This window comes from Gilliamella sp. wkB18, from assembly GCF_001690875.1.
GTDB lineage: Bacteria > Pseudomonadota > Gammaproteobacteria > Enterobacterales > Orbaceae > Gilliamella > Gilliamella apicola_A.
The window spans coordinates 13,807-38,683 of the sequence record NZ_LZHM01000016.1 but is presented as its reverse complement, the minus strand read 5'-3'; the positions used below and the strand labels follow the sequence as shown (position 1 = coordinate 38,683).

17 protein-coding genes and 1 tRNA gene are annotated in these 24,877 nt (G+C 33.3%); 12 read left to right on the top strand and 6 right to left on the bottom strand.

Annotated elements, in window-relative coordinates; all coding sequences use genetic code 11:
• The first annotated feature begins 57 nt into the window (after positions 1-57).
• From A9G48_RS00720 to tkt, 5 genes are all read left to right on the top strand, one after another.
• Positions 58-300: a FeoA family protein gene (locus A9G48_RS00720; protein WP_034946383.1), complete on the top strand. Its 243-nt coding sequence runs from the start codon at positions 58-60 to the stop codon at positions 298-300.
• Positions 297-2,621, top strand: a complete 2,325-nt coding sequence (feoB, locus tag A9G48_RS00715) for a Fe(2+) transporter permease subunit FeoB (protein WP_051825274.1) — start codon at positions 297-299, stop codon at positions 2,619-2,621. The genes A9G48_RS00720 and feoB overlap by 4 nt, the downstream gene beginning before the upstream one ends.
• Positions 2,622-2,692: 71 nt before the next feature.
• Positions 2,693-2,929: a FeoC-like transcriptional regulator gene (locus tag A9G48_RS12050; protein ID WP_034946380.1), complete on the top strand. Its 237-nt coding sequence runs from the start codon at positions 2,693-2,695 to the stop codon at positions 2,927-2,929.
• Between the two features lie 365 nt (positions 2,930-3,294).
• Positions 3,295-4,245, top strand: a complete 951-nt coding sequence (gene tal, locus A9G48_RS00705) for a transaldolase (RefSeq protein WP_034946377.1) — start codon at positions 3,295-3,297, stop codon at positions 4,243-4,245.
• A 140-nt stretch (positions 4,246-4,385) separates the two neighbouring features.
• Positions 4,386-6,392 carry a transketolase gene (tkt, locus tag A9G48_RS00700; RefSeq protein WP_034946374.1) on the top strand — a complete coding sequence of 669 codons (2,007 nt, stop codon included), beginning with the start codon at positions 4,386-4,388 and terminating at the stop codon, positions 6,390-6,392.
• 56 nt (positions 6,393-6,448) lie between these two features.
• Here tkt and A9G48_RS00695 read toward each other — a convergent pair whose 3' ends face one another.
• The 3 genes from A9G48_RS00695 to A9G48_RS00685 form a co-directional block, all read right to left on the bottom strand.
• Positions 6,449-7,837 (bottom strand): MATE family efflux transporter, encoded by a 1,389-nt coding sequence (locus A9G48_RS00695; protein WP_034946370.1) that lies wholly within the window; start codon positions 7,835-7,837, stop codon positions 6,449-6,451.
• A gap of 4 nt (positions 7,838-7,841) precedes the next feature.
• Entirely contained in the window at positions 7,842-9,158 is a 1,317-nt protein-coding gene (gene rimO / locus A9G48_RS00690) for a 30S ribosomal protein S12 methylthiotransferase RimO (protein ID WP_034946367.1), read from the bottom strand.
• A gap of 332 nt (positions 9,159-9,490) precedes the next feature.
• The gene (locus tag A9G48_RS00685; RefSeq protein ID WP_034946364.1) at positions 9,491-10,417 is read right to left on the bottom strand and encodes a siderophore ABC transporter substrate-binding protein; all 927 of its coding nucleotides are present in this window, start codon (positions 10,415-10,417) and stop codon (positions 9,491-9,493) included.
• 167 nt (positions 10,418-10,584) lie between these two features.
• Between A9G48_RS00685 and A9G48_RS00680 the strand changes: the two genes are divergently transcribed.
• On the top strand, positions 10,585-12,555 hold the full coding sequence (locus A9G48_RS00680) for a TonB-dependent receptor domain-containing protein (protein WP_034946361.1): 1,971 nt from the start codon (positions 10,585-10,587) through the stop codon (positions 12,553-12,555).
• A 547-nt stretch (positions 12,556-13,102) separates the two neighbouring features.
• The gene (locus tag A9G48_RS00675; RefSeq protein ID WP_034946358.1) at positions 13,103-13,783 is read left to right on the top strand and encodes a hypothetical protein; all 681 of its coding nucleotides are present in this window, start codon (positions 13,103-13,105) and stop codon (positions 13,781-13,783) included.
• Between the two features lie 381 nt (positions 13,784-14,164).
• Here A9G48_RS00675 and A9G48_RS00670 read toward each other — a convergent pair.
• Positions 14,165-14,241 (bottom strand) — tRNA-Val (locus tag A9G48_RS00670).
• 231 nt (positions 14,242-14,472) lie between these two features.
• Between A9G48_RS00670 and recQ the strand changes: the two genes are divergently transcribed.
• Positions 14,473-16,302, top strand: a complete 1,830-nt coding sequence (gene recQ / locus A9G48_RS00665) for a DNA helicase RecQ (protein ID WP_034946355.1) — start codon at positions 14,473-14,475, stop codon at positions 16,300-16,302.
• Positions 16,303-16,609: 307 nt separating this feature from the next.
• Here the strand turns inward: recQ and A9G48_RS00660 are convergent, their stop codons facing one another.
• A complete protein-coding gene (locus tag A9G48_RS00660; protein ID WP_051825272.1) occupies positions 16,610-18,649 on the bottom strand; it encodes an acyltransferase family protein in 2,040 nt (679 codons plus the stop codon).
• 444 nt (positions 18,650-19,093) lie between these two features.
• On the opposite strand from A9G48_RS00660, the gene dnaX reads away from it, so the two are divergent.
• From dnaX to ruvB, 4 genes are all read left to right on the top strand, one after another.
• On the top strand, positions 19,094-21,187 hold the full coding sequence (dnaX, locus tag A9G48_RS00655) for a DNA polymerase III subunit gamma/tau (protein WP_065575657.1): 2,094 nt from the start codon (positions 19,094-19,096) through the stop codon (positions 21,185-21,187).
• A 36-nt stretch (positions 21,188-21,223) separates the two neighbouring features.
• Positions 21,224-21,562 carry a YbaB/EbfC family nucleoid-associated protein gene (locus A9G48_RS00650; RefSeq protein WP_034946353.1) on the top strand — a complete coding sequence of 113 codons (339 nt, stop codon included), beginning with the start codon at positions 21,224-21,226 and terminating at the stop codon, positions 21,560-21,562.
• Between the two features lie 419 nt (positions 21,563-21,981).
• Positions 21,982-22,590 (top strand): Holliday junction branch migration protein RuvA, encoded by a 609-nt coding sequence (ruvA, locus tag A9G48_RS00645; RefSeq protein WP_034946350.1) that lies wholly within the window; start codon positions 21,982-21,984, stop codon positions 22,588-22,590.
• Between the two features lie 14 nt (positions 22,591-22,604).
• On the top strand, positions 22,605-23,609 hold the full coding sequence (gene ruvB / locus A9G48_RS00640) for a Holliday junction branch migration DNA helicase RuvB (RefSeq protein ID WP_034946348.1): 1,005 nt from the start codon (positions 22,605-22,607) through the stop codon (positions 23,607-23,609).
• Positions 23,610-23,681: 72 nt separating this feature from the next.
• Here ruvB and cysK read toward each other — a convergent pair whose 3' ends face one another.
• Positions 23,682-24,647 (bottom strand): cysteine synthase A, encoded by a 966-nt coding sequence (gene cysK, locus A9G48_RS00635; protein ID WP_065575655.1) that lies wholly within the window; start codon positions 24,645-24,647, stop codon positions 23,682-23,684.
• Between the last annotated feature and the right edge of the window lie 230 nt (positions 24,648-24,877).

The following is a 24,877-nucleotide window of genomic DNA, read 5'->3' as shown; positions in this document are numbered from 1 at the left end:
TTTTTTTTAAAATATGAACTACAAATTACATATGAATAGCAATACATAGGAACCTTAATGTCATTTTATACTCTTAACCACCTTCCCTTAGGGCGCGAGGCGGTTATATCAAGGTTATTACCTAATTCATCGCCTTTTCGTCGAAAATTACTTGCAATGGGAATCATTCCTGGTTGCAAAGTTTCAGTTGTGCGAATCGCACCTTTAGGCGATCCAATTGAAATTAAAATGCGAGGATTTTTACTTTGTCTACGTCGTAATGAAGCTTCATCGATAGAAGTGTTGGAGGTAAAAACATGAAGGTAGCATTAATTGGTAATCCAAACTGTGGGAAAACAACCTTATTTAATTTACTTACTGGTGCTAAACAGCGTGTTGGTAATTGGCCTGGTGTGACTGTCGAGCAAAAAATGGGAATATTTGATTATCAAAATATCCAATATGACATTATTGACCTGCCCGGCACTTATTCAATTGAGACTGATCCTATGTCAGTTTCTCAAGATGAATTGATCACACGTGAATTTGTATTAGCCCAAAGTGATAGTGTTATTATCAATATCATTGATGCCACTAACTTACAACGCAGTTTATACCTAACTTTTCAATTGCTTGATCTACAATTGCCGATGATTTTAGTACTTAATATGATCGATGCTGTTGAGACAATGGGAGAAATTATCAATATTGATAAGCTATCACAATTACTTGGTTGTCCAATAGTGGCTGTTTCAGCAACTAAAAAAATAGGATTGAATTTACTTTACCAGCAGATTGAAAAGATAGGAAAAAATAAAAGTATTGCAATGCCATCTATAGATTCATTAGGTAACAATCAACAAACTATTATTACTCGATATATTGATGAATTACCAAAAGATAGTGTGTTAAGATGTTTTAATCGTTGGCAAATTATCGATGCATTATTAGATGATTCAAATTATGATTTAACTGATGAAGAACATGAAAAACTCAATGCATGTCGGTTATTACTTGCAACATGGTGTGATAATGAAATAGATGTAGCATTAGCAAGTGCCCGTTATGACACTATTGATTTGGTTTGTAAAAAAGTAATTGATAAACCACGAGAGCTAAGTACCAGCTTTACCGAAAAGCTAGACAAATTTGCTCTAGGTCGAATTACTGGAATTCCATTCTTTTTGTTCGTTATGTATGTCATGTTCATTATTGCTATTAATTTTGGTTCTGTATTTATTGATTTTTTTGATATATTTTGCGAAACCATTTTTGTTAATGGCTCTGCACAGTTATTGCAATCATTAAATGCCCCCAATTGGTTAATAATTATTTTAGCTAAAGGAATTGGAACCGGAATTCAAACTGTTTCGACGTTTATTCCTGTTATTGGAACTATGTTCTTTTTTCTTTCTTTTTTGGAAGATTCCGGCTATCTTGCACGAGCCGCAATGGTAGTTGATCGCGGTATGCGATGTATTGGTTTACCAGGTAAAGCGTTTGTACCTATGTTACTAGGCTTTGGTTGTGGTGTGCCAGCTATAATGGGGACAAGAACGCTAGAAAGTACACGTGATCGAATTATGGCAATTTGCATGATTCCTTTTATGTCATGTGGTGCTCGGTTACCTGTTTATGCCTTATTTGCTGTTATATTTTTTCCACATCATGCTTCAACGGTGGTATTTGCTTTATATATGCTAGGCATTATGGTGGCAATAATTACTGGTTTTGTATTAAAACTTACCTTATTAACAGGAAAAATAACACCTTTTATTATGGAAATGCCCGTTTATCGCATTCCAACATTGAAAAGCTTATTAAGTTTAACTTGGCAACGCTTAAAAAGTTTCATATTCAGAGCAGGTAAAGCTATTGTAGTTATGATAACAATTTTAAGTATACTAAACTCATGGGGAAAAGATGGTTCATTTGGTCATGAAAATTCAAATAATTCAGTTCTTTCTGCTGTTAGCCAAACAATGATACCTGTTTTTGAACCAATGGGAATCACTAAAGAAAATTGGCCAGCTACGGTAGGGATATTTACGGGAATATTTGCCAAAGAATCGGTTATTGCTACTTTAAATTCACTTTATTCAATGAGTGGAAATATTGATAAAAATAAAAATGTTAGTTTGTCGGAAGGTATTTTAAATGCTTTGGGGAAAATTCCTGAAAATTTAGTTAGCTTATCAGATGCAGTTTTAGATCCATTAGGACTAGCAACCGTTGATGAGAATATCGATTCCTTAAAATTAAATTTATCTATAGATTCAACGGCAATTTCGCAAATTAAAACCTCATTTGTGACTTCATCTGCTGCGATGGCATATTTAATTTTTATTTTACTTTATACACCTTGTGCCGCCGCATTAGGTGCTGTTTATCGTGAAGCAGGTTTAAAGTGGATGACATTTGTTGCTATATGGACATTTGTAATTGGTTGGATAGCAGCTACGGTCTATTACCAATGTACTTTATTAGAGAATTCTCATTCAGCCATCTTTTGGTTGACTGGTTGTGGTGGGGTTATGATTAGTATGATTATTTTTATGCGGTTACTTGGTCGTTATTTACCATGCAAATTCAATGTTATCCCGAAAACAACAGTAAATAAAAAATCAACTGGCTGTCACTAATCAGTCCATTTTTTACTACAAAATTATAAAGGAGAAAAGGTAGGAATTTTCCTACCCTTTAATTATTTAAGATGCTAATAACTTCAATTCGTGACTATGTGCAATTAAAAGGGCGCGTTGAATTACATAATATATCAAATCACTTTCGATTACCTGAAAGTGCCGTCGAACAGATGCTCGTTTTCTGGATCAAAAAAGGAAAGATTCAGCAAATAATTTTAAAGCCAGAACAGTTATGCAAAACAAATCAATGTAGTTCATGCTTAAGTTGTCATTTAAAGCCTAAATTTGTTTATGTTTGGATTTAAAAGATTTATATATTTTTGCTAATTGGAACAATAAGTTTATAAAATAAAAAAATATAGATGAACATTTTATCTGCTTTTTGTGTTGTTATTTGTTGTTTAAAATATTGCTTTCATTATGCAAATAAAGTTAATTTCGTGATTTTCATCACATTAAAAATGTGATTTATATTATAAAAATAGTATACCCTAAAATAAAGCCTTAATAACAGAATTCAAAATAACCAAGGTATAATAGTTTTAGCTATTTTGTTTCAATTAACATTCAATACATAGCTTTAGAATGGCTATCAACAAAGTCGTTTTATTATTGGATAAATGTTATTATAGTCTTTTTGCAAACTAATGCTGTTGAGGATAAAAGAAGTATGAGTCAATTAGAAAATTTTAAGAAATTAACCGTTGTTGTCGCCGATACGGGTGATATTGATTCAATTAAGCAGTTTTCTCCTGAGGATGCCACAACAAACCCTTCTCTTGTATTAAAAGCAGCTCAGCTTCCCCAATATCGTTATCTAATTGATTCGGCGGTTGACTCAGCTAAAAAACTAGGTGGTAACAAAGAACAGCAATTAGTTAATGCATGTGATCAAGTTGCTGTTAATATTGGTGCTGAGATTTTAAAAACTGTTCCAGGTAGGATTTCTACTGAAGTTGATGCTCGTTTGTCTTTTGATAAACAAGGATGTATTGAAAAAGCACGTAAAATTATTGCGCTTTATAAAGAAAAGGATATTGATACGTCGCGTATTTTAATTAAAATTGCTTCAACATGGGAAGGTATTAAAGCGGCTGAGGTTCTTGAAAAAGAAGGTATTAATTGTAATTTGACATTATTGTTTTCGTTTGCGCAGGCGCGTGCATGTGCTGAAGCAAATGTCTTTTTAATTTCGCCTTTTGTAGGGCGCATTTATGATTGGTATCAAACTAAAAAACCTATTGATCCTTACAATGCAGATGAAGATCCAGGCGTTATTTCTGTTCGCAATATCTTTAATTATTATAAACAACATGGTTACAAAACTATTGTGATGGGCGCAAGTTTCCGTAAAGTTGATCAGATTTTGGCGTTAGCCGGGTGTGATAGATTAACTATTGCACCTAATTTACTTGCCGAAATGCAACAATCAAATGAGCCAGTTGTGCAAAAACTCAATCCAAATCAAGCAGTGATTGATCGTCCTGCATCAATGACTGAAGCTGAATTTAGATGGAAACACAATAGCGATGCCATGGCAGTTGAAAAATTAGCCGAAGGGATTCGTGCATTTGCTGTTGATCAAGTTAAATTAGAAAATATGATAGGTGCTTTCTTATAAAGCGTTTTTACAAAATGGGGAGCTAACTCCCCATTTTTATTCTGTTTATTTCTTCGTTAAGGTCATTAGGGAATTAATAAACCTACTTAATTTGTAAATACTAACGATTATTTACTCAAATATTTTTTGGAGAATATAAAATGAATGCAACCACACTATCTCACCGCGAACTGGCGAATGCGATAAGGGCATTAAGCATGGATGGAGTGCAAAAAGCAAAATCTGGGCATCCTGGTGCACCTATGGGAATGGCGGATATGGCTGAAGTGCTTTGGCGTGGCTTTTTAAAACACAATCCAACGAATCCTAATTGGGCTGATCGTGACCGTTTTGTTTTATCAAATGGTCATGCGTCTATGTTGATCTATAGCCTATTGCATTTAACGGGTTATGATGTGACGATTGATGATCTTAAAAATTTCCGTCAGTTGCATTCAAAAACTGCAGGTCACCCAGAATATGGTTATGTGCCTGGTATTGAAACAACCACAGGCCCACTCGGGCAAGGTATTGCCAATGCTGTAGGTATGGCAATTGCAGAAAGAACATTAGCGGCACAATTTAATAAAGCAGGTCATACTATTGTTGATCACCATACTTATGTGTTTATGGGTGATGGCTGTATGATGGAAGGAATATCGCACGAGGTGTGCTCATTAGCAGGTACACTAAAGTTAGGTAAACTAATTGCATTTTATGACGATAATGGTATTTCAATTGATGGTGAGGTTGATGGTTGGTTTACTGATGATACGGCAAAACGTTTTGAAGCTTATGGTTGGCATGTTGTTCCTGGTATTGATGGGCATGATGCTAAAGCTTTAAAAGAAGCGATCGAACAAGCGCAAGCAGTAACCGATAAACCATCATTACTAATGTGTAAAACAGTGATTGGTTTTGGTTCACCAAATAAAGCCGGTAGCCATGAAAGTCACGGCGCACCACTAGGTGATGCCGAAATCGAAGCAACCCGTAAAGCACTAGGTTGGAATCATCCAGCTTTTGATATTCCAAAAGATTATTATGATGCTTGGGATGCTAGAGCAAAAGGCAAACAACGCGAAGATGAATGGAATGCTCGTTTTGACGCTTATGCTAAGGCTTACCCTGATTTAGCTAAAGAATTTAAACGTCGCGTTAATGGTGATCTGCCTGCAGACTGGTCACACATTGCTAACGATGTGGTCAATAAACTACAAGCTAATCCAGCAACAATTGCTACTCGTAAAGCATCACAAAATGCAATCGAAGCTTTTGCTCCTGCATTACCTGAGTTTTTAGGTGGTTCAGCAGATTTAGCACCAAGTAACTTAACCATGTGGTCAGGCTCTAAAGAAATTTTAGCTAATGCTGATGGTAACTATATCCATTATGGTGTGCGAGAATTTGGTATGTCAGCAATCATGAACGGTATTGCCTTACATGGCGGATTTATTCCTTATGGTGCAACATTCTTAATGTTTATGGAGTACGCACGCAATGCTATTCGTATGGCTGCGTTAATGAAAATCCGTTCATTATTTGTCTACACACACGATTCAATTGGTTTGGGTGAAGATGGGCCAACGCATCAACCCGTCGAGCAAATGGCGAGCTTACGGATGACACCAAATGTCAGCACTTGGCGTCCTTGCGACCAAGTTGAGTCAGCAATTGCATGGCAATATGCTATTGAACGTAAAGATGGTCCAACGGCATTAATCTTCTCAAGACAAAACCTTAAACAACAAGAGCGTACTACCCATCAGCTCGCTGATGTTTATCGTGGGGGGTATATCTTAAATGATTGTACTGGTACACCTGAGCTGATTATTATCGCTACAGGTTCAGAAGTTGAGCTTGCCGTTGAAGCTTATCAACAATTGACTCAAGCAGGTAAGAAAGTGCGTGTAGTGTCAATGCCATCAACCGATGCGTTTGATAAACAAGATCAGGATTATAAAGAGTCAGTATTGCCATCGTCAGTCACAGCTCGCCTTGCCATTGAGGCGGGTATTAGCGATTATTGGTATAAATATGTGGGTTTTAATGGCAAAGTAATTGGTATGACCAACTTTGGTGAATCAGGACCTGCGGATCAATTATTCAAAGAGTTTGGTTTCACGGTTGAAAATGTGCTTATACAAGCAAATAGCTTATTGAAATAATAAAAGAAAAACGCCATCATTTGAGCTTTTGATGGCGTTTTTGCTGTATAAAAAATTTACCTTGATGCGCGCTTTAAGATGATCTTAGAGGGCTGTTTTTGTATGAAGATCATTCTTGCAATTAGCAAGAGTGCTGCAACAGCAAGCCCTGAAATAATACCTATCCAAAAGCCAGCTGCACCAATTGGTTCTATGATTAGATCGGTTAATCCTAGAATATAGCCAACAGGCAATCCAACTCCCCAATAAGAAAGAAGTGTGATAAAAAAGATGCTTTTAGTATCTTTATAACCTCGAAGCACATTACTGGCTACCACTTGTAAATAGTCAGACGCTTGATAGATAGCGAGTAAAATAATAAGCTGCATACAAATAGCAATTACAGCATTTTCTTTTGTAAATATTGTAATGATTGGTGAACTAAAAATAACTAAAATCAGTGCAACTATAATAGCGATTGCTAAGGATATGGCTAAACTGATGTAAGCGGTTTGTTTTGCCAATGTTGGTTTTTTATTACCCAGTAAATAACCAACGCGAATACTGGTAGCTACTCCTAGCGATAATGGAATGGCAAAGGTTAAACTACTAATAGTAAATATAATTTGATGTGCAGCAACGGTTATTTGCCCTAATGGTGCAATTAATAGTGCAATTACTGCAAATAAGCTCATTTCAAAGAAATAAGCTAAAGCAAGCGGCATACCAAGCACGATGATTTTTTTTATAATACTAATATCAACCAGTTTTATTACTGATGTTTTGCATATATCACGCTGGCTTGCTGCAGTTAATGTATATAAGCGTATTAAAATAAACATTAACCAAAATATTATTGCAGCGGTAATCCCGCATCCTGCACCTCCAAAAGCGGGAAGACCTAGTTTCCCATAGATTAAAACATAATTAATGGGAATGTTAGCAAGTAGGGCAATAAATATAATCACCATTGCAGGTTTAGTGTTTGATAAACCTTCACATTGATTGCGATAAACCAAAAATAGCAAGAAGGCAGGTACGCCCCACATAATGGAGCGTAAAAATTTGATAGCTACTTCCATCATTTCAGGATCAATAGGGCGATCGATGGAGCTTCTTAAACTGATTATTTGGTCGGAATGATATAAAAGTAACATCATTAGCAAAGATAATACCAAGGCAATTACTACACCTTGTCGAGTATAATTAGCGACTTGATCACGTTTAGCCGCGCCATTTAGGTTTGCTATGATCGGAGTTAATACAGTTAACAAACCTTGTCCAAACAAGATTGTTGGTAACCAAATTGAGACAGCAATGGCAACACCTGAAAGTGCCGTTTTACTATAATTGCCTGCCATGATAGTATCAACAAAGGTGATCGCAGTTTGTGATACTTGTGCGATAAGCACTGGAACCGATAATTTAACAAGATTTTTTATTTCGTGTTTATAATGTTGTTTCATATTGTTACCGTTTAACCGTTCCCCATAAGTCGTATTCATCTGAATGTTCAATGTTAACTTGAACAATATCACCAACATTCACTTGATTTTCTTCGTTTAGATAAACAACACCATCAATTTCAGGGGCATCAGCCATACTACGACCAATTGCACCTTCTTCATCAATTTCGTCAACAATAACAGCTAATGTTTTACCTATTTTGGCTTGTAATTTTTGCGTTGAGATTTTTTGTTGTAATTGCATAAAGCGATCAAAACGTTCTTGTTTGATTGCTTCTGGAATTTGATCAGCAAGTTTATTTGCTACAGCACCTTCTACTGGGCTGTATGGAAAGCAACCAACCCGATCTAATTGTGCTTGCGACAAAAAGTTGAGCAGTAATTCAAAATCTTGATCTGTTTCGCCAGGATACCCAACTATAAAAGTTGAACGTAACGTGATATCAGGACAGATTTCACGCCATTTATGAATTCGTTCTAAGGTTTTGTCAATGGATCCTGGGCGTTTCATTGATTTTAAAATTGTTGGACTTGCGTGTTGTAATGGTACATCCAAATAAGGCAAAATTTTACCATCTGCCATTAATGGAATTAGATTATCGACACTTGGATAAGGATACATATAATGCAATCTGACCCAAATTCCCAAACTTGATAATTGTTCGCAAAGCGTTTGAATATCAGTTTTTAATGGCATTCCATTCCAGAAACTGGTCCTATTTTTGATATCAACGCCGTAAGCTGAAGTATCTTGTGCAATAACTAATAATTCTTTAACACCACTGTCGGCTAGTCGTTTTGCTTCATCAAGCACGTTACCAATAGGGCGACTAATCATTTCACCTCGTAATGATGGAATAATGCAAAATGTACAACTATGATTACAACCTTCAGAAATTTTTAGGTAAGCATAATGTTTTGGTGTTAGCTTTATACCTTGTTGGGGGACTAAACTGGTAAATGGATTATAAGCAGGTTTTGGTGCATATTTATTAACATGGTTTAGCACCGCTTCATAGCTGTGTGGACCTGAAATTTCAAGAACTTTTGGGTGTACAGTCCTAATTTGATCTTCTTTGGCACCTAGGCATCCGGTTACAATGACTTTGCCGTTTTCATTAAGAGCTTCGCCGATTGCTTCTAGAGATTCTTGCACTGCACTGTCAATAAATCCACAAGTGTTTACAATGACCAGATCGGCATTTTCATAGCTAGGTACGACTTGATAACCTTGTGTGCGTAGTTCGGTTAAAATTCGTTCAGAGTCAACTAAATTTTTAGGACAGCCAAGGCTCACAAATCCAATTGTAGGAGGTAACATATTCATAGTATTTATAATAGCGTGTTATATTAAAGAGGTATTGTTTGAGAATTCAATAAACTATATTTGTTAATTATCATTTACAAATCAAAATAAAGTCGGCATTTTATCACATTTCCTCATAGTTGATATACCGATTTTCTAATTTCAAATTTACATTAACAATGCTTTGGCTTATCTATTAAGTATTAGTAATAACTCGGAAAGTAGTTCGTTTGAATAAAAAGAATTATTTATTGAGTATTTCTCAGATATTTATCAGCATAAAATAAAGCCTTTATTGACAATAAAGGCTTTTAAAAAATAGAAAGTTAACAATCAATCAAGTTATATTATTTTAATGCATTAATGATTTCGTCAATTTGACGATTTATACTTTCTGCACCACCGCCAGATAAATACCATAGATCAGGGGTTAGATAAACAACATGTGTTTTACTTTTGTCCAGCGCTTGCTGAGAGAAAAAATGTTCATTCATCCCTTGATTGCCAATTGCTTTACTTCGATCAACAACGAAGATAATATCAGGTTTGACTGATTTAATGTAATTATCATCAATAAAAATTGGTTTTGGTTTGCCTATTAAGTTATTTGCGGGCATAACGGTGAGTGGTACCGCTCGTTTAACATCTAGTACATCGTGAATCAATGCTGCGCTTGAGCTTGAATTGATAAGAATCATCTTTCCATTATTATGAATAGCAACAATAGCCTTTTTAGCACAGGCTTGAGCCAAGGCTTGTGCACTTTGAATTTTTTTATCTAATGCTTGAATAATATTATCTACTTTGCTTTCGGTTTCTGTAATTTTTGCTAGCACTTGAATATGATTTTTGATTGATTCAACATAATTTTGGGCGTTTACACTTAAATTAATGACTGGTGCAATTTTAGATAGATCTTCAGTTTTACTAGCTTGACGTCCATCAATAATAATTAAATCTGGCTTAACTTGTCTGATTGCATCAATATTAGGGTCTTTCATATTGCCGGTATCGGTAATTGATGTTTTGTTAAATTGTTGCAAATAAGATGGGATAACTGATAGTGGAGTTGCTACAACTATCGAACCTTTACCTAACGCATCTAAAGTATCTAATGCCCCATAGTTCATGACAACAACTTTTTCGGGCGATTTAGGAACTTGTACCGTTTGGTTGTTGGCAGTTACACTCATTGTTGTTGTTGATTGGCATCCGGCTAAGCCTAATATAATTGATACAATACTACTTAATAGTAGCTTTTTCTTTCTAGTCATAATTATTCCCTTATTTTATTAAATGATAATTATTATCATTTAATAATTGTCATTTGTCTAGTAAAAATCATTTACATAAAAGATATTGATAATTATTCTCAATTATTGTAATGTTCATAAAAGCATTTTTCGGTGAAATAGCATTATAAATAATAGGGTTATATAAAATGAGTAATATCAAAAATTTAAAATTGGCTATATTTTCCATTCAAACAGGTTTTTTATTTTCATTATCGCCTTCGGTTTTAGCAGCGGCTAATACAGAAATGGATACCATGGTAGTAACAGCTTCAGGGTTTTCTCAACAGATCAAGGAAGCGCCTGCAACTATTTCGGTTATTACACCGCAAGAGTTGAGTAACAAATCTTATCGTGATGTCACAGATGCGTTAAAAGATATTCCTGGATTAAATATCACCGGTGGTGGTGATTCTACTGATATTAGTATTCGTGGCATGGATGCCAAATATACTCTAATATTAGTTGATGGAAAAAAGGTTAGTACCCGCGAAACAAGACCAAATAGTGATAATTCAGGATTTGAACAAGGATGGTTACCACCATTAACGGCGATTGAACGTATTGAGGTGGTTCGCGGTCCTATGTCATCGTTATATGGTTCTGATGCGATGGGAGGGGTTGTTAATATTATTACCAAAAAAGTGTCAAATAAATGGCAAAGTGGTATACGTTTAGAATCGGTTATTCCTTATCGTTCAAAAGAAAAAGATACATATACTGGTAGTTTTTCTACCATGGGACCGATTATTGATGATGTTTTAGGTATACAACTTTATGGGCAGTATTCAAATCGTCATGAAGATAAATTTCTTGCTGGTCATGCAGGACAAAAATTACGTAGTTTAAATGGTAAATTATCTTTAAATGCTTCAGATACACAAAAATTTGATCTCGATTTTGGACGAGCTTTACAAAATAGTAATGCAACTGCAGGCAAAACAAGAGATAAATCTAGAAGTGATTTTAATAGAGATAATAGACGAAATACGTTTGCTTTAACACATAATGGTTTGTTTGGTGATGTTTCTACAACTTCATTTGTTTCTTATGAAGGAAATAATAATCCTAAAAGAAACATGAAGATCCGAAATACAGATGTAGATACTCGTGTTACTATTCCTTTTAGTATTAATATGCTTACTTTAGGTGGAAAATACAATTATCAAGAGTTGCATGACAAAGGAAATCAACTAAAAACGACATTATCTAAAATTGATCGTTGGAATTATGCGTTATTTGGAGAAGATGAATTACGTATTTTAGAAAATTGGAATTTAACATTCGGATTACGTTATAACAAAGATGAAAATTATGGTAGCAACTGGAATCCAAGAGTTTACAGTGTGTGGAATATTGATGATAACTTTACGTTAAAAGGCGGTTATTCTACAGGTTATGCTACACCACAATTACGTTATGTTGTGACGGATTGGGGGCAAGTCACTGGCGGCGGATATTCTGATGGTGTAATCATTGGAAATCCAGCTTTAAAACCAGAAAAAACAAATAATTTCGAAATTGGTATAGGTTATACTAATGATTATGGTATTGATGTCTCTGCAACTGCATTTTACACAAAATATAAAGACAAAATTCAATCATATTATATTTGTAATCGTAAAAAAGGAAGTAAGTGCTTATTGAATGGTTATAGTAAAAAGTTTGACTTTATACAAGGCCGTGAAAATGTTGGCAAAGCCGATCTTAAAGGCCTTGAATTTTCATTTAAAACGCCTTTATTTACTGATTTCCTATTAACATCTAACTATTCTTGGACAAAAACAGAACAAAAAAGTGGTCAATTTAAAGGGCGATCTTTAAATCGAACACCTAAACAAAAATTTAATACTCAATTAGATTGGTATGTTGCCCAACAATGGGATTTATGGATAAAAATGGCCTATTATGGTATGGAATCGTCTAATAACCGTGATGGCACAAAAGTTGAATATCCGGGCTATACTTTCTGGGACATCGGTGCATCTTATCAAGTACACAAACAAGCCAAGATTTATGCTGGTGTTTATAATCTATTTGATAAAAATGTAACTAACGATGATTTTGGTAAAACCTTAGAAGGTAGAAGATACTTTGTGGGGACTGAAATTAATTTTTAAATATTTTTTTGTCATCAAGAAACAGTGGTTAGTTATTTTTCTTGATGACAAAGTGCTTTTATTCTCATCAATATGACTAGATTTACTTTATTCCAATATGATCTTTTGATTCTAAAATCTTAGGTTAAATAAAAAAGATAAGTAAAAACTTAATAAGCTTTAAGTGGGAGAGAAAAGAAATTTTTGTTCATCTATATTTACAGTTTCTTTTCTCTATTGATTGCTTAATAACTTGTTAATTTAATATTTATAAATAAATATCTATTATAACTGACTATTCAAAAATAATTATTAATTTATTAACCATATTATTACAGCCTACCTATTAGCTCAAAATTAACACTAAAAATTAATAAAAATTTCGTATTTATTTGATAGTTTATTTCCATTAATTTTACATTGATAGATCGATTATCTTGATCAATAATACCGCCGGTTTTTCATTGACTGAAATTTTCTTAAATTTTCGGGTGTTAGCTAAATTTATGTAATCTTATTAACAATATTATAATTAATTTTATTTGTTATTTTATTAATAAAGAAATATATGAAGCAATATAAAAAACGTTATCTATACAATTCTAACAAAACAAAAAAATTTTTATTTAGTTTATTAATTTTAAAATTAGGAACGTGTATAAAAAGAAAAATGACAGTTAAATTGGGTATTTTATCTGTCATTTTAATATTTAATGGTTTAATTACTGCTAATGCGTCTCTTTCAGCTGTAGCCGTTAATTCTATTCAAGGGTATAAAACAGAATTTTTTGTAAATGTGCCGATAATTGATAAGTTAGGGTTTAATTATAAAGGCACAGACTATAATGAAAAGTTGGGAAATATTACAAGTGATAAGGTAAAATTTTTTGATAAAACAGCTAAGCTTGGCGATTTTGTTATTAAAAGCTATTTTATTCCGAAAATTTTAGAGGATGATATTAATGGAACTATATTCGATCCTAATGAACCTATTTCAAGTACAATAGAGTATATTTGGAAAGATAATAGTAATAAAATCATAGATAAAGCTGATTATGATAATATAGCTTGTAGTCATGATAAATATACTATGCCATTAAAATTAGAAATCACTTTAAAAGATATTAAATATCAAACAATATATGTTGATTCTAAAAGCAATTTTGTAAGTACCGCTAAATCCCCCTTAGCGCAAATTGAACCCTTGATCAAAACATATCAAATTGCTATACCTGAAACTTGTTTGTAAAGCCCAATAGAATCATATTGGGTTTATCTATGTAATAGCTTTAGGTAATAAGCGATAAAGCTAGCAACAATGAGAAATGGAGGTTGAGATAATTAGGGTTGAATAATCGCGAAAAAGATAATCCAAATACGAATCTAGATAGTGGTTTTATGCAAGGTTATGTAGCTAATCAGGGATGAATATAACTCGTAGTAGCAAATCATATCTATGAGTAGTTTGATTTTTTAATATGAATTAGCAATGATGAAATCATAGAAGAACAATCCAAAATGTAATTTATTTGAAAGAATATATAAAGTTTAAATTGCTGTTAGAAAATGGCTTGTTTTGCTTCAAACAAATTAAATAAGGCTAGTAAAGTTCACAAAAAAAGATTTAACTTGGTACGCCCGGGTGGACTCGAACCACTGACCCCCACCATGTCAAGGTGATGCTCTAACCAACTGAGCTACGGGCGTAAATTTAAAACACGCAAATATTAGCTCTCAAATTAATTCCTAGCAAGTAAAAAAAATTTTTTTTGCTTGTTTTTTCGACTGTTGAACGTTTTTGATTATAAAAAAGACATTATTTGCCAGTTTATCTTGTTTATATAAACTAAAATTGTAAACAATTATTCATTGAAGGTGGTTTGTTGCCATGATTTTAGCTATACTCGGCAAATCAGTAAGAAGTAACTTTAGGTTAGTATGTCGATAAAAGATCAGATTGAAACGGTTCTACATAATGTTTTTGGTTATAAATCATTTAGAAATCAACAAAAAGAGATCATTGAATCAATTATCGAGGGATGTGATACATTAATTATCATTCCAACAGGTGGCGGTAAATCATTATGTTATCAAATTCCGGCAGTAATATTACCTAAAACAGCTTTGGTGATCTCACCACTGATATCCTTAATGAAGGATCAAGTTGATCAGCTAGCGGCTAATGGTATACCAGCAGCATACCTTAATGCTACGCAATCGACAGAGGAACAGCAAAAAGTTATTGGACAATATCTCAGTCATTCTATAAAGCTTTTGTATATTTCTCCTGAAAGATTGGCACTATCTTCTTTTCAAAGTTTAATTGAGCAAAATCCTCCCTCTTTATTTGCAATTGACGAAGCACATTGTATTTCGCAGTGGGGGCATGATTTTAGACCTGATTATCGTCAATTAGGACAACTTTCATCACGATTTCCAAGTGTCCCAATTGTTGCGTTAACGGCAACTGCCGATAAAATGACACAAAGCGATATAATAAATCAGCTTAAGTTGGTTAATCCATTAGTGGTTGTGCGGAGCTTTGATCGCCCAAATATCCGTTATACGGTTGTTGAAAAATATAATTTAACTGAGCAAATTGTGTCTTTTATTGAAACGCAAAAAGGTAACAGTGGCATTATTTATTGTTCAAGTCGTTCCCGAGTTGAAGATATGACCACTAGATTAAGTAGTCGTGGTTTTTCTGTTGCTGCTTATCATGCTGGATTAACTAATCAGGAACGTCAACAAGCACAAGAAGCATTTTTAAAAGACGATGTTCAAATTATAGTTGCAACAGTGGCATTTGGTATGGGTATCAACAAACCCAATGTTCGTTTTGTTATTCATGCAGATTGTCCAAGAAGTATTGAAGCTTATTATCAAGAAACAGGTCGGGCAGGGCGCGATGGTGTTCCTGCTGAAGTAATATTGTTATTTAATGCTAATGATTTGAGTTGGTATCGACAACAAATAAGCGAAAAAATGGATGGTCAACATAAAGAAGTTGAATTGCATAAAGTTGATGCAATGCAGTCTTTTGCACAAAGCCTAACTTGTCGTCGAATAGTATTACTTAACTATTTTGGTGAACAAAGGCATGAGCCTTGTAATAACTGTGATATTTGCCTTTATCCTCCGGAACATTATGATGGTTTGGTGGATGCACAAAAGGTATTATCCTGCATTTATCGTATTGAACAGCGTTTTGGTGCACAATATGTTGCTGAAATTTTACGGGGTTCTAACAGAGCCAAAATTAAAGAAAATGGTCATGATCGTTTATCTGTATATGGTATTGGAAAAGAACATTCGATAGATTATTGGTTAAGCATAATTAGACAATTAATTTATCATGGGTATCTAATTCAAAATTTTGCCGCTCATAATACACTTCAATTAACAGAAGATGCTCGACAAATATTAAAAGGTGAAATTGCCTTATCTTTGGCTAAACCTAGGCTTGAAGTAGTTAAGAAAAGCCGCTTAAATCGTTATGCTCGGGCGATTAATTTAACTACGATTCTATCTTATGAAGAGCGTATTTTATTTGGTAACCTTAAAAAATTACGAAAAAATATTGCTGATGATGAAAATGTACCTCCTTATATTATTTTCAGTGATGCCACATTACTTGAAATGGTTCAAACTACGCCAGAAAGCAAACAACAATTACTCAATATTACTGGCGTAGGTAAAATAAAATTAGAAAAATATGGTAATTTATTTTTAGATAAAATTAATGATTTTATATTAAAAAATAGCTAATATTAATCAAGTCTAATTTAGGACAAATTAATAATATGAGCGCTTCTTTGAAGTATTAGATAATAAATAACATAACAAATGGAAGTGCATATTATATGAATGTAAATAGGCTCATCGTTGGAAAAAATCAGTAAATTTATGGGATATAATTCTTATATTAAAAGGCAAATTTAATTATTATAATTTTGTATCTGTTCTACATTAAAAACTTAAAAAAAACCTTATAGTTAAATTCGTTGAAAGAATAAACTATAAGGTTTTATAAACTGTAAAATAGATGTTTAGCTTAATTTATAAGCTAAATCTTTTAAAAAGATCGTGCAATTTTAACTATAACAACAATATCTGGTTTTTCTTTGCTTTCTGCTAGCTCTTTAGGCAATATTGGTAATTGTTCATGCCAATGTCCCATAAAACGCACATTTTTAAAAGTTGCAGAAAAATACTCTCTTAATGCTCGAGAAAAAGAATCACCAATAACCCATACTTTTTTATCAATAGGTGCTAAAGAATTAATACAATCTTCATTATTTCCAAAAGATATATGTGTAAAGCCTATATAAGTACATTTAACATCTTGAGGTAAATTAAAAGAAACTTTAAAATTATCATCATTATGAAAGGTTAAATCTTTCTTTTTTAATCCAGCAATATCAGCAATGTCACCATATTTACTATCAATTAATGTAAATTTGACATCAATAAGAGGGATGCCAAGCTCTTTTAAAAAGCCAGTATAGGCAATATAAGCACCTTTTGAATTCCAATGTGAATCAGTGCGATGGTAAATAAAATTTTCATTTTCTTTAGCTGCAACTGATAAATCAGGCTCTGAATCATAAATGATTAAATTTTTATTTTTACGTAATTCAGTAAGAAAGAAGTCTATATACCTTACTTTAGATAAGTGAATCTGATCAGGTAAATATTCTGGGTAAATTCTAGCTTTATCTGCACCAATCAATAAGACAACTTTGGTGCCATATTTAGTGGCTTCCTTAGTAATATTGCCAAAAATTTTAGTTGATGCTTTGAGTTGCTTTTTTGTTGGTCTTATTGATAGCGTTAATTTTCTAATAATTTTTTCATTTTTATCGCCTAAAAATAGAAAATCATCTTTTCCCTGAACCCAACGAAGAGAGTTACCCCTATCAATGTTAAATCTTTCGACAAATATTTTGTCTGCAAATTTTGTGTATTTTTGAGTTTCATAAAAACAGAAAATAATTAACACAGGAATAAGGTAATAACAACAAAATGAAAATTTGAAACTCTTCTTATTTTTCCGGCAGGGTGTTTCTATGAAAAAATAACTCAATAAAGATAATATAAAAGTTGTAATAAGGACAGATAAGATTTCAATTGGCGTAGTTAAATCATCGATAATTAAGTACTGTTTCAACAAAGAGATAATTGGCCAATGCCATAAATAAAGCGAGTAAGATATCAGACCAATAAATACAAAAGGGCGATAAGATAACATTTTGAATAAAAGAGTGTCTTTATCAGAAAAGTATAAAATTAAGGCTGAGCCAACAACTGGAATAACCGTTATAAAACTTGGAAAAAGAAAATCATTTGATATAAAGATAATTGAACATACGGTAATAGTAAATCCCATTAATGAAAAGAAATTTTTATAACAAGAATTTCCCTTTAAATTGCCAAGCCAGCTTGAATTGGTATTATTTTCAGTAGAGATAATGCCAACAATAGAGCCAATTAGCAGTTCACCAGCCCGACCGGTAAAGAGCGAATAATAATTTTGGCGGCTAAGATAATAATAATATGGTGAAATTTGCGCTAAGCAAAATGATAAAAAAGCGATCACACCTAAAACAAATAATACTTTATTTTTATTACATTTTATTTTTAGTAAAAAGAGTAAGATAAAAGGCAAAATGATATAGAACTGCTCTTCAACCGCTAAACTCCATGTATGCAGTATTGCCATATTGTCAGCGGAAAGGTCAAAATACCCACCTGTATTTTTGGCAAAAAAAACATTTTCCGCAAAATAAGTTGTTGATTTAACACTTTTCAAAAATATTTCAAATTCGTCTGGCGATAGTATATACCAAGCAAAGAAAGAAGAAGTAAATATCACTACAAAAAATACGGGTAAAATGCGATTAATTCGGCGTTGATAAAAATTTTTGAAAGTAAATTGGCTAGTTTGCATTTCAGTGTAGATTGTTTTTGTAATCAAGAATCCTGAAATAACAAAAAAAATGTCAACACCAATAAATCCACCTGGCAACCAAGCGTTATTTAAATGAAAAATGATGACAGATAAAACAGCTAAAGCTCTTAGTCCATCAATATCAGCTCTGTATTTAATGCTCATAAAAATACAACCATGTGAAAGTAAAATGAAAAAATCAGAAATTAAACAATATAAACTACACTTGTTTAAGTGCTATTTTATTTAAAAATAATTTTCTATAATTTTTTCATGAGGTTAAGTTTTTTATTTAAGGGCTGATCTTATATAGGTTTGTCTTTAAAGTCAATGAAGAGAATTTAGTGTTACTAATATAAGATTGAAAAATTTGAAGCATAAACGATTAGAGTTGCATTCCTATAAATATTAAGAAGCTAATGCTCTTCACCTTTCAGATTAATTTGGTATTAACCGCTTGATGATAATTAAACATAAGAGTTATAAATTTTCTTAATTATTAAACAGATTAGGGAGAAGATTTATGAATTGGTTATCCTACATTAAAGACTATCTTGTTGGGTTATGATATGATCTGTATCAATTTATTAGCAATAAGCAATGGTGATTATGAGTTATCAAGTTTTAGCTCGCAAATGGCGACCAAAATCATTCTCTGAAGTGGTAGGACAACAACATGTTTTAAAAATTCTTTCAAATGCGCTTTCGCTTGGAAGAGTTCATCATGCTTATCTGTTCTCAGGAACCAGAGGTGTAGGAAAAACTTCAATTGCTCGTTTATTAGCAAAAGGATTAAATTGTGAAAGCGGTATAACGGCAACACCATGTGGTACTTGTGATAATTGTCGCGATATCGAATTAGGGCGATTTGTTGATTTACTCGAAATTGACGCAGCTTCACGTACAAAAGTTGAGGATACTCGAGAAATTCTTGATAATATTCAATACTTACCAACTAAAGGGCGCTTTAAAGTTTATTTAATAGACGAAGTTCATATGCTATCGCGTAGCAGCTTCAATGCATTACTTAAAACGCTAGAAGAACCCCCAGAGCATGTTAAGTTTTTGTTAGCAACGACAGATCCGCAAAAATTGCCAATTACTATTTTGTCTCGTTGTTTACACTTACATCTGAATGTATTGGACACTACACTTATTGAACGTCAACTTACTCATGTTCTAACGTTAGAACAAATTGAACATGACCCAAAATCTGTGCATTTATTGGCTAAAGCAGCTAATGGAAGTATGCGTGATGCTTTAAGTTTGACAGATCAAGCCATCGCCCTAGGAAATGGCAAAGTTGATGTAATATCAGTTACTGTTATGTTAGGTACACTAGATAAATCTATACCGTTTTCGATAGTTGAGGCGCTTTATCAAAGTGATGGTAATGCATTAATGCAGCAAATTGAAGCTGCAGCTAGGCAAGGTGCAGATTGGGATAATTTATTAGCAGAGACTATTACATTATTACATCAAATAGCATTATTACAAGTAGTACCAACTGCTTTAGGTGACTATACTGATAACGAAGAACGTATTCGTTATCTAGCACAATATATGGCGCCAAATGATGTTCAATTGTTTTATCAAATTTTGCTAATGGGAAGAAAAGAACTAGCTTTTGCACCAGATAAGAAAATTGGTGTTGAAATGAGCTTTCTTCGAGCTTTGGCTTTTATACCAAAGGCGGTTGATTTAGTTGAGATGCCAACCTCTTCCTCAGTAACAAAAGATGCACAACCACAAAAACAATTGCATACAGCAAAAACAAATGTCGCAACACCAATAAAACAACCAGTTAAAGTTAATATTGGTTCGTCTACAATAAAGGATGAATTGCTTTATCAAGTATCTCAACCAATGGAGTCCGGTACAACTGACAAACAACAGCATCAAGCAAAACAAAAAAATGTGCTGAATGTTGATTCAAATGAAGAAAAACAAGAGCTGCAAGCGCCAGATGATGTTTCATCTATAACTAAAAGTATTTTAGAAATGCGTATGCAATTGATAAAAGAGGAACAAAATCCAAAAAAGCCTGAATCGGTTGAGCAAACTCAACCACAACATCTTAATGTAAGCGAATCACTAAGCCAGAAAAATGGCCTCTCAAAAGTTATAGATAATGTCAATAAACTTGATAATATTCAACATAATAATGAAGAGGAAATTACAGCTGAGAATTATCAATGGCAATCTCGTGGTTTAGTTGAAGTTAAAGATGATTTACTTATTAATACTAAAACATTTCGTGAGTCGCTAAATGGTGATAAAACCCCTGAAATGTTAAAAAAATTAATTGATGAAATGGCAAAAAAAGATGCATGGTGCGCTGAAATTGAGCAGTTAGACTTACCACCATTAATTAAGCAGATCGTCATTAACTCATTTATTGAGCAAATAGATAGTAATAATATTGTTTTACATACGCGATCATCTGTAAAACACCTAATTAATTCAGTAAATAATGTTGCTAAAGTTGAAAAAGCATTAGCCAAGTATCGACAATGTACATTAAATGTGAAAATTATTATAGATGATAACCAAACGAATAAAACCCCTTTAGAAATGCGTGAAGACTTATACCAACAAAAAGTATTCCAAGCAAAAGCCACAATAAATAGCGATCCAAAAGTAGCACTGATTTGTCAATATTTTGAAGCCAAGATTGATGAAGCTAGTATTCGTCCTGTATAATTATGGGCTAAATATATTTAATAATGAGGAAGAATTATGTTTTCAGGTGGTAAAGGTGGTTTGGGCAATTTAATGAAACAAGCTCAACAAATGCAAGCAAAAATGCAACAAGCTCAAGAAGAAATTGCTAAATTAGAAGTTACTGGCGAATCAGGTGCAGGTTTAGTTAAAGTTACTATAAATGGGGCTCATAACTGTAAACGTGTTGAAATTGATCCTTCTTTAGTTTCCGAAGATGATAAAGAAATGTTAGAAGATCTTATTGCAGCAGCCTTTAATGATGCTACTCGCCGTTTAGACGAATCACAAAAAGAAAAAATGGCACAAGTAACTGGTGGAATGCAATTACCACCAGGTTTTAAAATGCCATTTTAATTATCAATTATTTAAAATATGTTAATGTTTTAAATAGGGCGTCGACTCTATTATTAATTGAAAAAGAGCGGAAATTCAAAAGAGCTTAATTTTCGCTTATTAATTCAAGGTTATTTCCCAATAAAAATAAAATCATTTACTACTTTTCCTTATTGTAAGTAATAACATTCCACTTTTTTGAATATATTACATAAATCATAGATCTCAATTTTAGCTCAACATTTTGACTGTCTATTTATACAGTTTTTCTTTATTATTTTTATTCTATCAGGTAAACTAACCAACATTAGTTTTAATGTGAATTGTCAATTAGCATCATCAAAAATTCAACTTTTATGCTGCTATGTCATAATGATATTTGAATTTAAATTATTATTGGCGATTTTTGAAAGCAACATAAATTGTACTGAGGATACATTGTGATAGGTCGTTTACGCGGAACAATTATAGAAAAGCAACCCCCTAAAGTACTGATTGAAGTCGGAGGAGTAGGTTATAATGTTTTTATGCCTATGACTTGTTTTTATGAGTTACCTAATAATGGTCAAGAAGTAATGGTATTAACTCATTTTATTGTTCGTGAAGATGCACAGCTATTATATGGTTTTAATCATGAACAAGAACGTGAATTGTTTCGTGAATTGATAAAAGTGAATGGTGTTGGTCCCAAATTAGCTTTAGCTATTTTATCAGGAATGTCTGCTCAACAATTTATTAATGCCGTAGAACAAAGTGAAATAAAAACACTCGTTAAATTACCTGGGGTTGGTACAAAAACCGCAGAACGATTAATTGTTGAGATGAAAGATCGGGTCAAACGTTTAGGTGAAGAGTTATCTGCCACTAATATGATCATTGAGACAGGCGAACACAAAAAATCATCCAACCAAATTGAAAGTGAAGCAATTTCGGCATTAATCGCATTAGGTTATAAGCCACAAGAAGCTAGCCGTATCATTAGTAAAGTCATCAGTCATGATATGGATTGTGAAACACTCATTCGTGAAGCATTAAAATCGGCGTTATAAAATAAGGATTAAGTATGATTGAAGCGGATCGTTTGATTGCACCACAAGTTCAAAAAGAAGAAGAATCGCTAGATCGTGCGATTCGTCCTAAATATTTGGATGAATATATTGGCCAACCTCAAGTGCGAGAGCAAATGAAAATCTTCATTCAAGCAGCAAAACAACGTAAAGATGCACTTGACCATGTATTAATTTTTGGACCTCCAGGATTGGGTAAAACCACTTTAGCTAATATAGTTGCCAACGAAATGAACGTTAATTTACGCACTACTTCAGGCCCTGTACTTGAAAAAGCCGGTGATTTAGCTGCTATGTTAACAAATCTCGAACCAAATGATGTGCTTTTTATTGATGAGATTCACCGACTTTCCCCAGTTGTAGAAGAAATTTTATATCCAGCTATGGAAGATTATCAATTAGATATTATGATTGGCGAGGGACCAGCTGCACGTTCGATTAAAATAGATCTTCCACCGTTTACGTTAATTGGAGCTACAACAAGAGCAGGTTCACTAACCTCGCCACTTAGGGATCGTTTCGGTATTGTGCAACGTCTTGAATTTTATCGAGTTGAAGATTTGGAATATATTGTGAGCCGTAGCGCTAAATTTTTAGGTATGGATTTATCAGATAAAGGCGCACATTTAATTGCTAAACGTTCACGAGGAACCCCTCGAATTGCCAATCGCTTATTACGTCGAGTAAGAGATTATGCGGATGTTAAATCAAAGGGAATCATTGATGAGAAAATAGCAATGCTAGCACTTGATATGCTTGATGTTGATAATGAAGGTTTTGACTACATGGATCGCAAATTATTACTTGCAATTATTGAAAAATTTATGGGTGGTCCTGTTGGTTTAGATAATATTGCTGCAGCTATTGGTGAAGAACGCGAAACAATAGAAGACGTGCTTGAACCATTTTTAATTCAACAAGGTTATATTCAAAGAACCCCTCGAGGTAGAATTGCAACGCCACATGCCTACCGTCATTTTGGGATTATTCAAGACAATTAATTATAAATAAGAACACATAAATATAAAAAGCGTAATGATTATGTTATTACGCTTTTTGCTCTCAAATTAGAGTTAATCTAATTCCTTTTCTGTAAAAACCCTACTAAATAAATCAGTACTTAAATAACGTTCACCAGAAGATGGTAAAATAACTACAATCATTTTATTAGCATTTTCGGGTAATTTTGCTAAGCGATGGGCTGCAAAAACGGCTGCACCAGACGAGATTCCTGCTAATATGCCTTCTTTTTCCATTAATTCACGAGCTGTTTCGATAGCCTCTTCGTCCGATATCCTTTCAACCCGATCAATTAAACTTAAATCAAGATTTGCAGGAATAAAACCAGCTCCAATACCTTGAATCTTATGCGGACCTGGTTTAATCGGCTTGCCTGTTAGCGCTTGGGTAATTACTGGTGAATTGGTTGGCTCAACAGCAACTGCAGTTATAGCCTTACCCTGCACATTTTTAATATAACGTGTAACGCCAGTAAATGTGCCGCCCGTTCCTACGCCTGCGATAAAAATATCGATTTGACCATCGGTGTCTTGCCATATTTCCGGACCGGTTGTTTTTTCGTGTATTTCAGGATTGGCTGGATTACTAAATTGTTGCAGCATGATGTTTTTTTTAGGATTGCTAGCAACAATTTCTTCGGCTTTTTCAATAGCACCTTTCATGCCCTTTGCTGCTTCGGTTAATACAAGGTTAGCGCCAAGTGCTTTAAGGAGTTTTCTACGTTCTATACTCATACTTTCTGGCATAGCTAAAGTTAATTTATAACCTCGAGCTGCGGCAACGGCCGCAAGCGCAATACCTGTATTGCCGCTTGTTGGCTCGATTAATTTGACATTTGATGTTAACAAACCACGTTTTTCGGCATCCCAAATCATGTTTGATGCAATACGACATTTCACACTAAAACTTGGATTACGCGATTCAATTTTAGCTAAGATATTACCACGACCAAAATGTTTTAAGCGAACAAGTGGAGTATGGCCGATAGTTTGTGAGTTATCATCAAATATTATACTCATAAAAGAATCCTTAATAAGTGGCTTTAAATAGGGTAGCGCAGAGTTATGGTAGCTAATAATACTAACATTATAAATATAACCCAAAAAGATGATACTAACTAATACTTATAATATTCATTTAAGAGATAAAGATTAACTTTTTAAATAATAAAAAATAAATGAAAAAAGTATCCGTGAATTTTACAGATTAATGTCTTATTACGAGATTAACTGGTTTAAGTAGATTAATA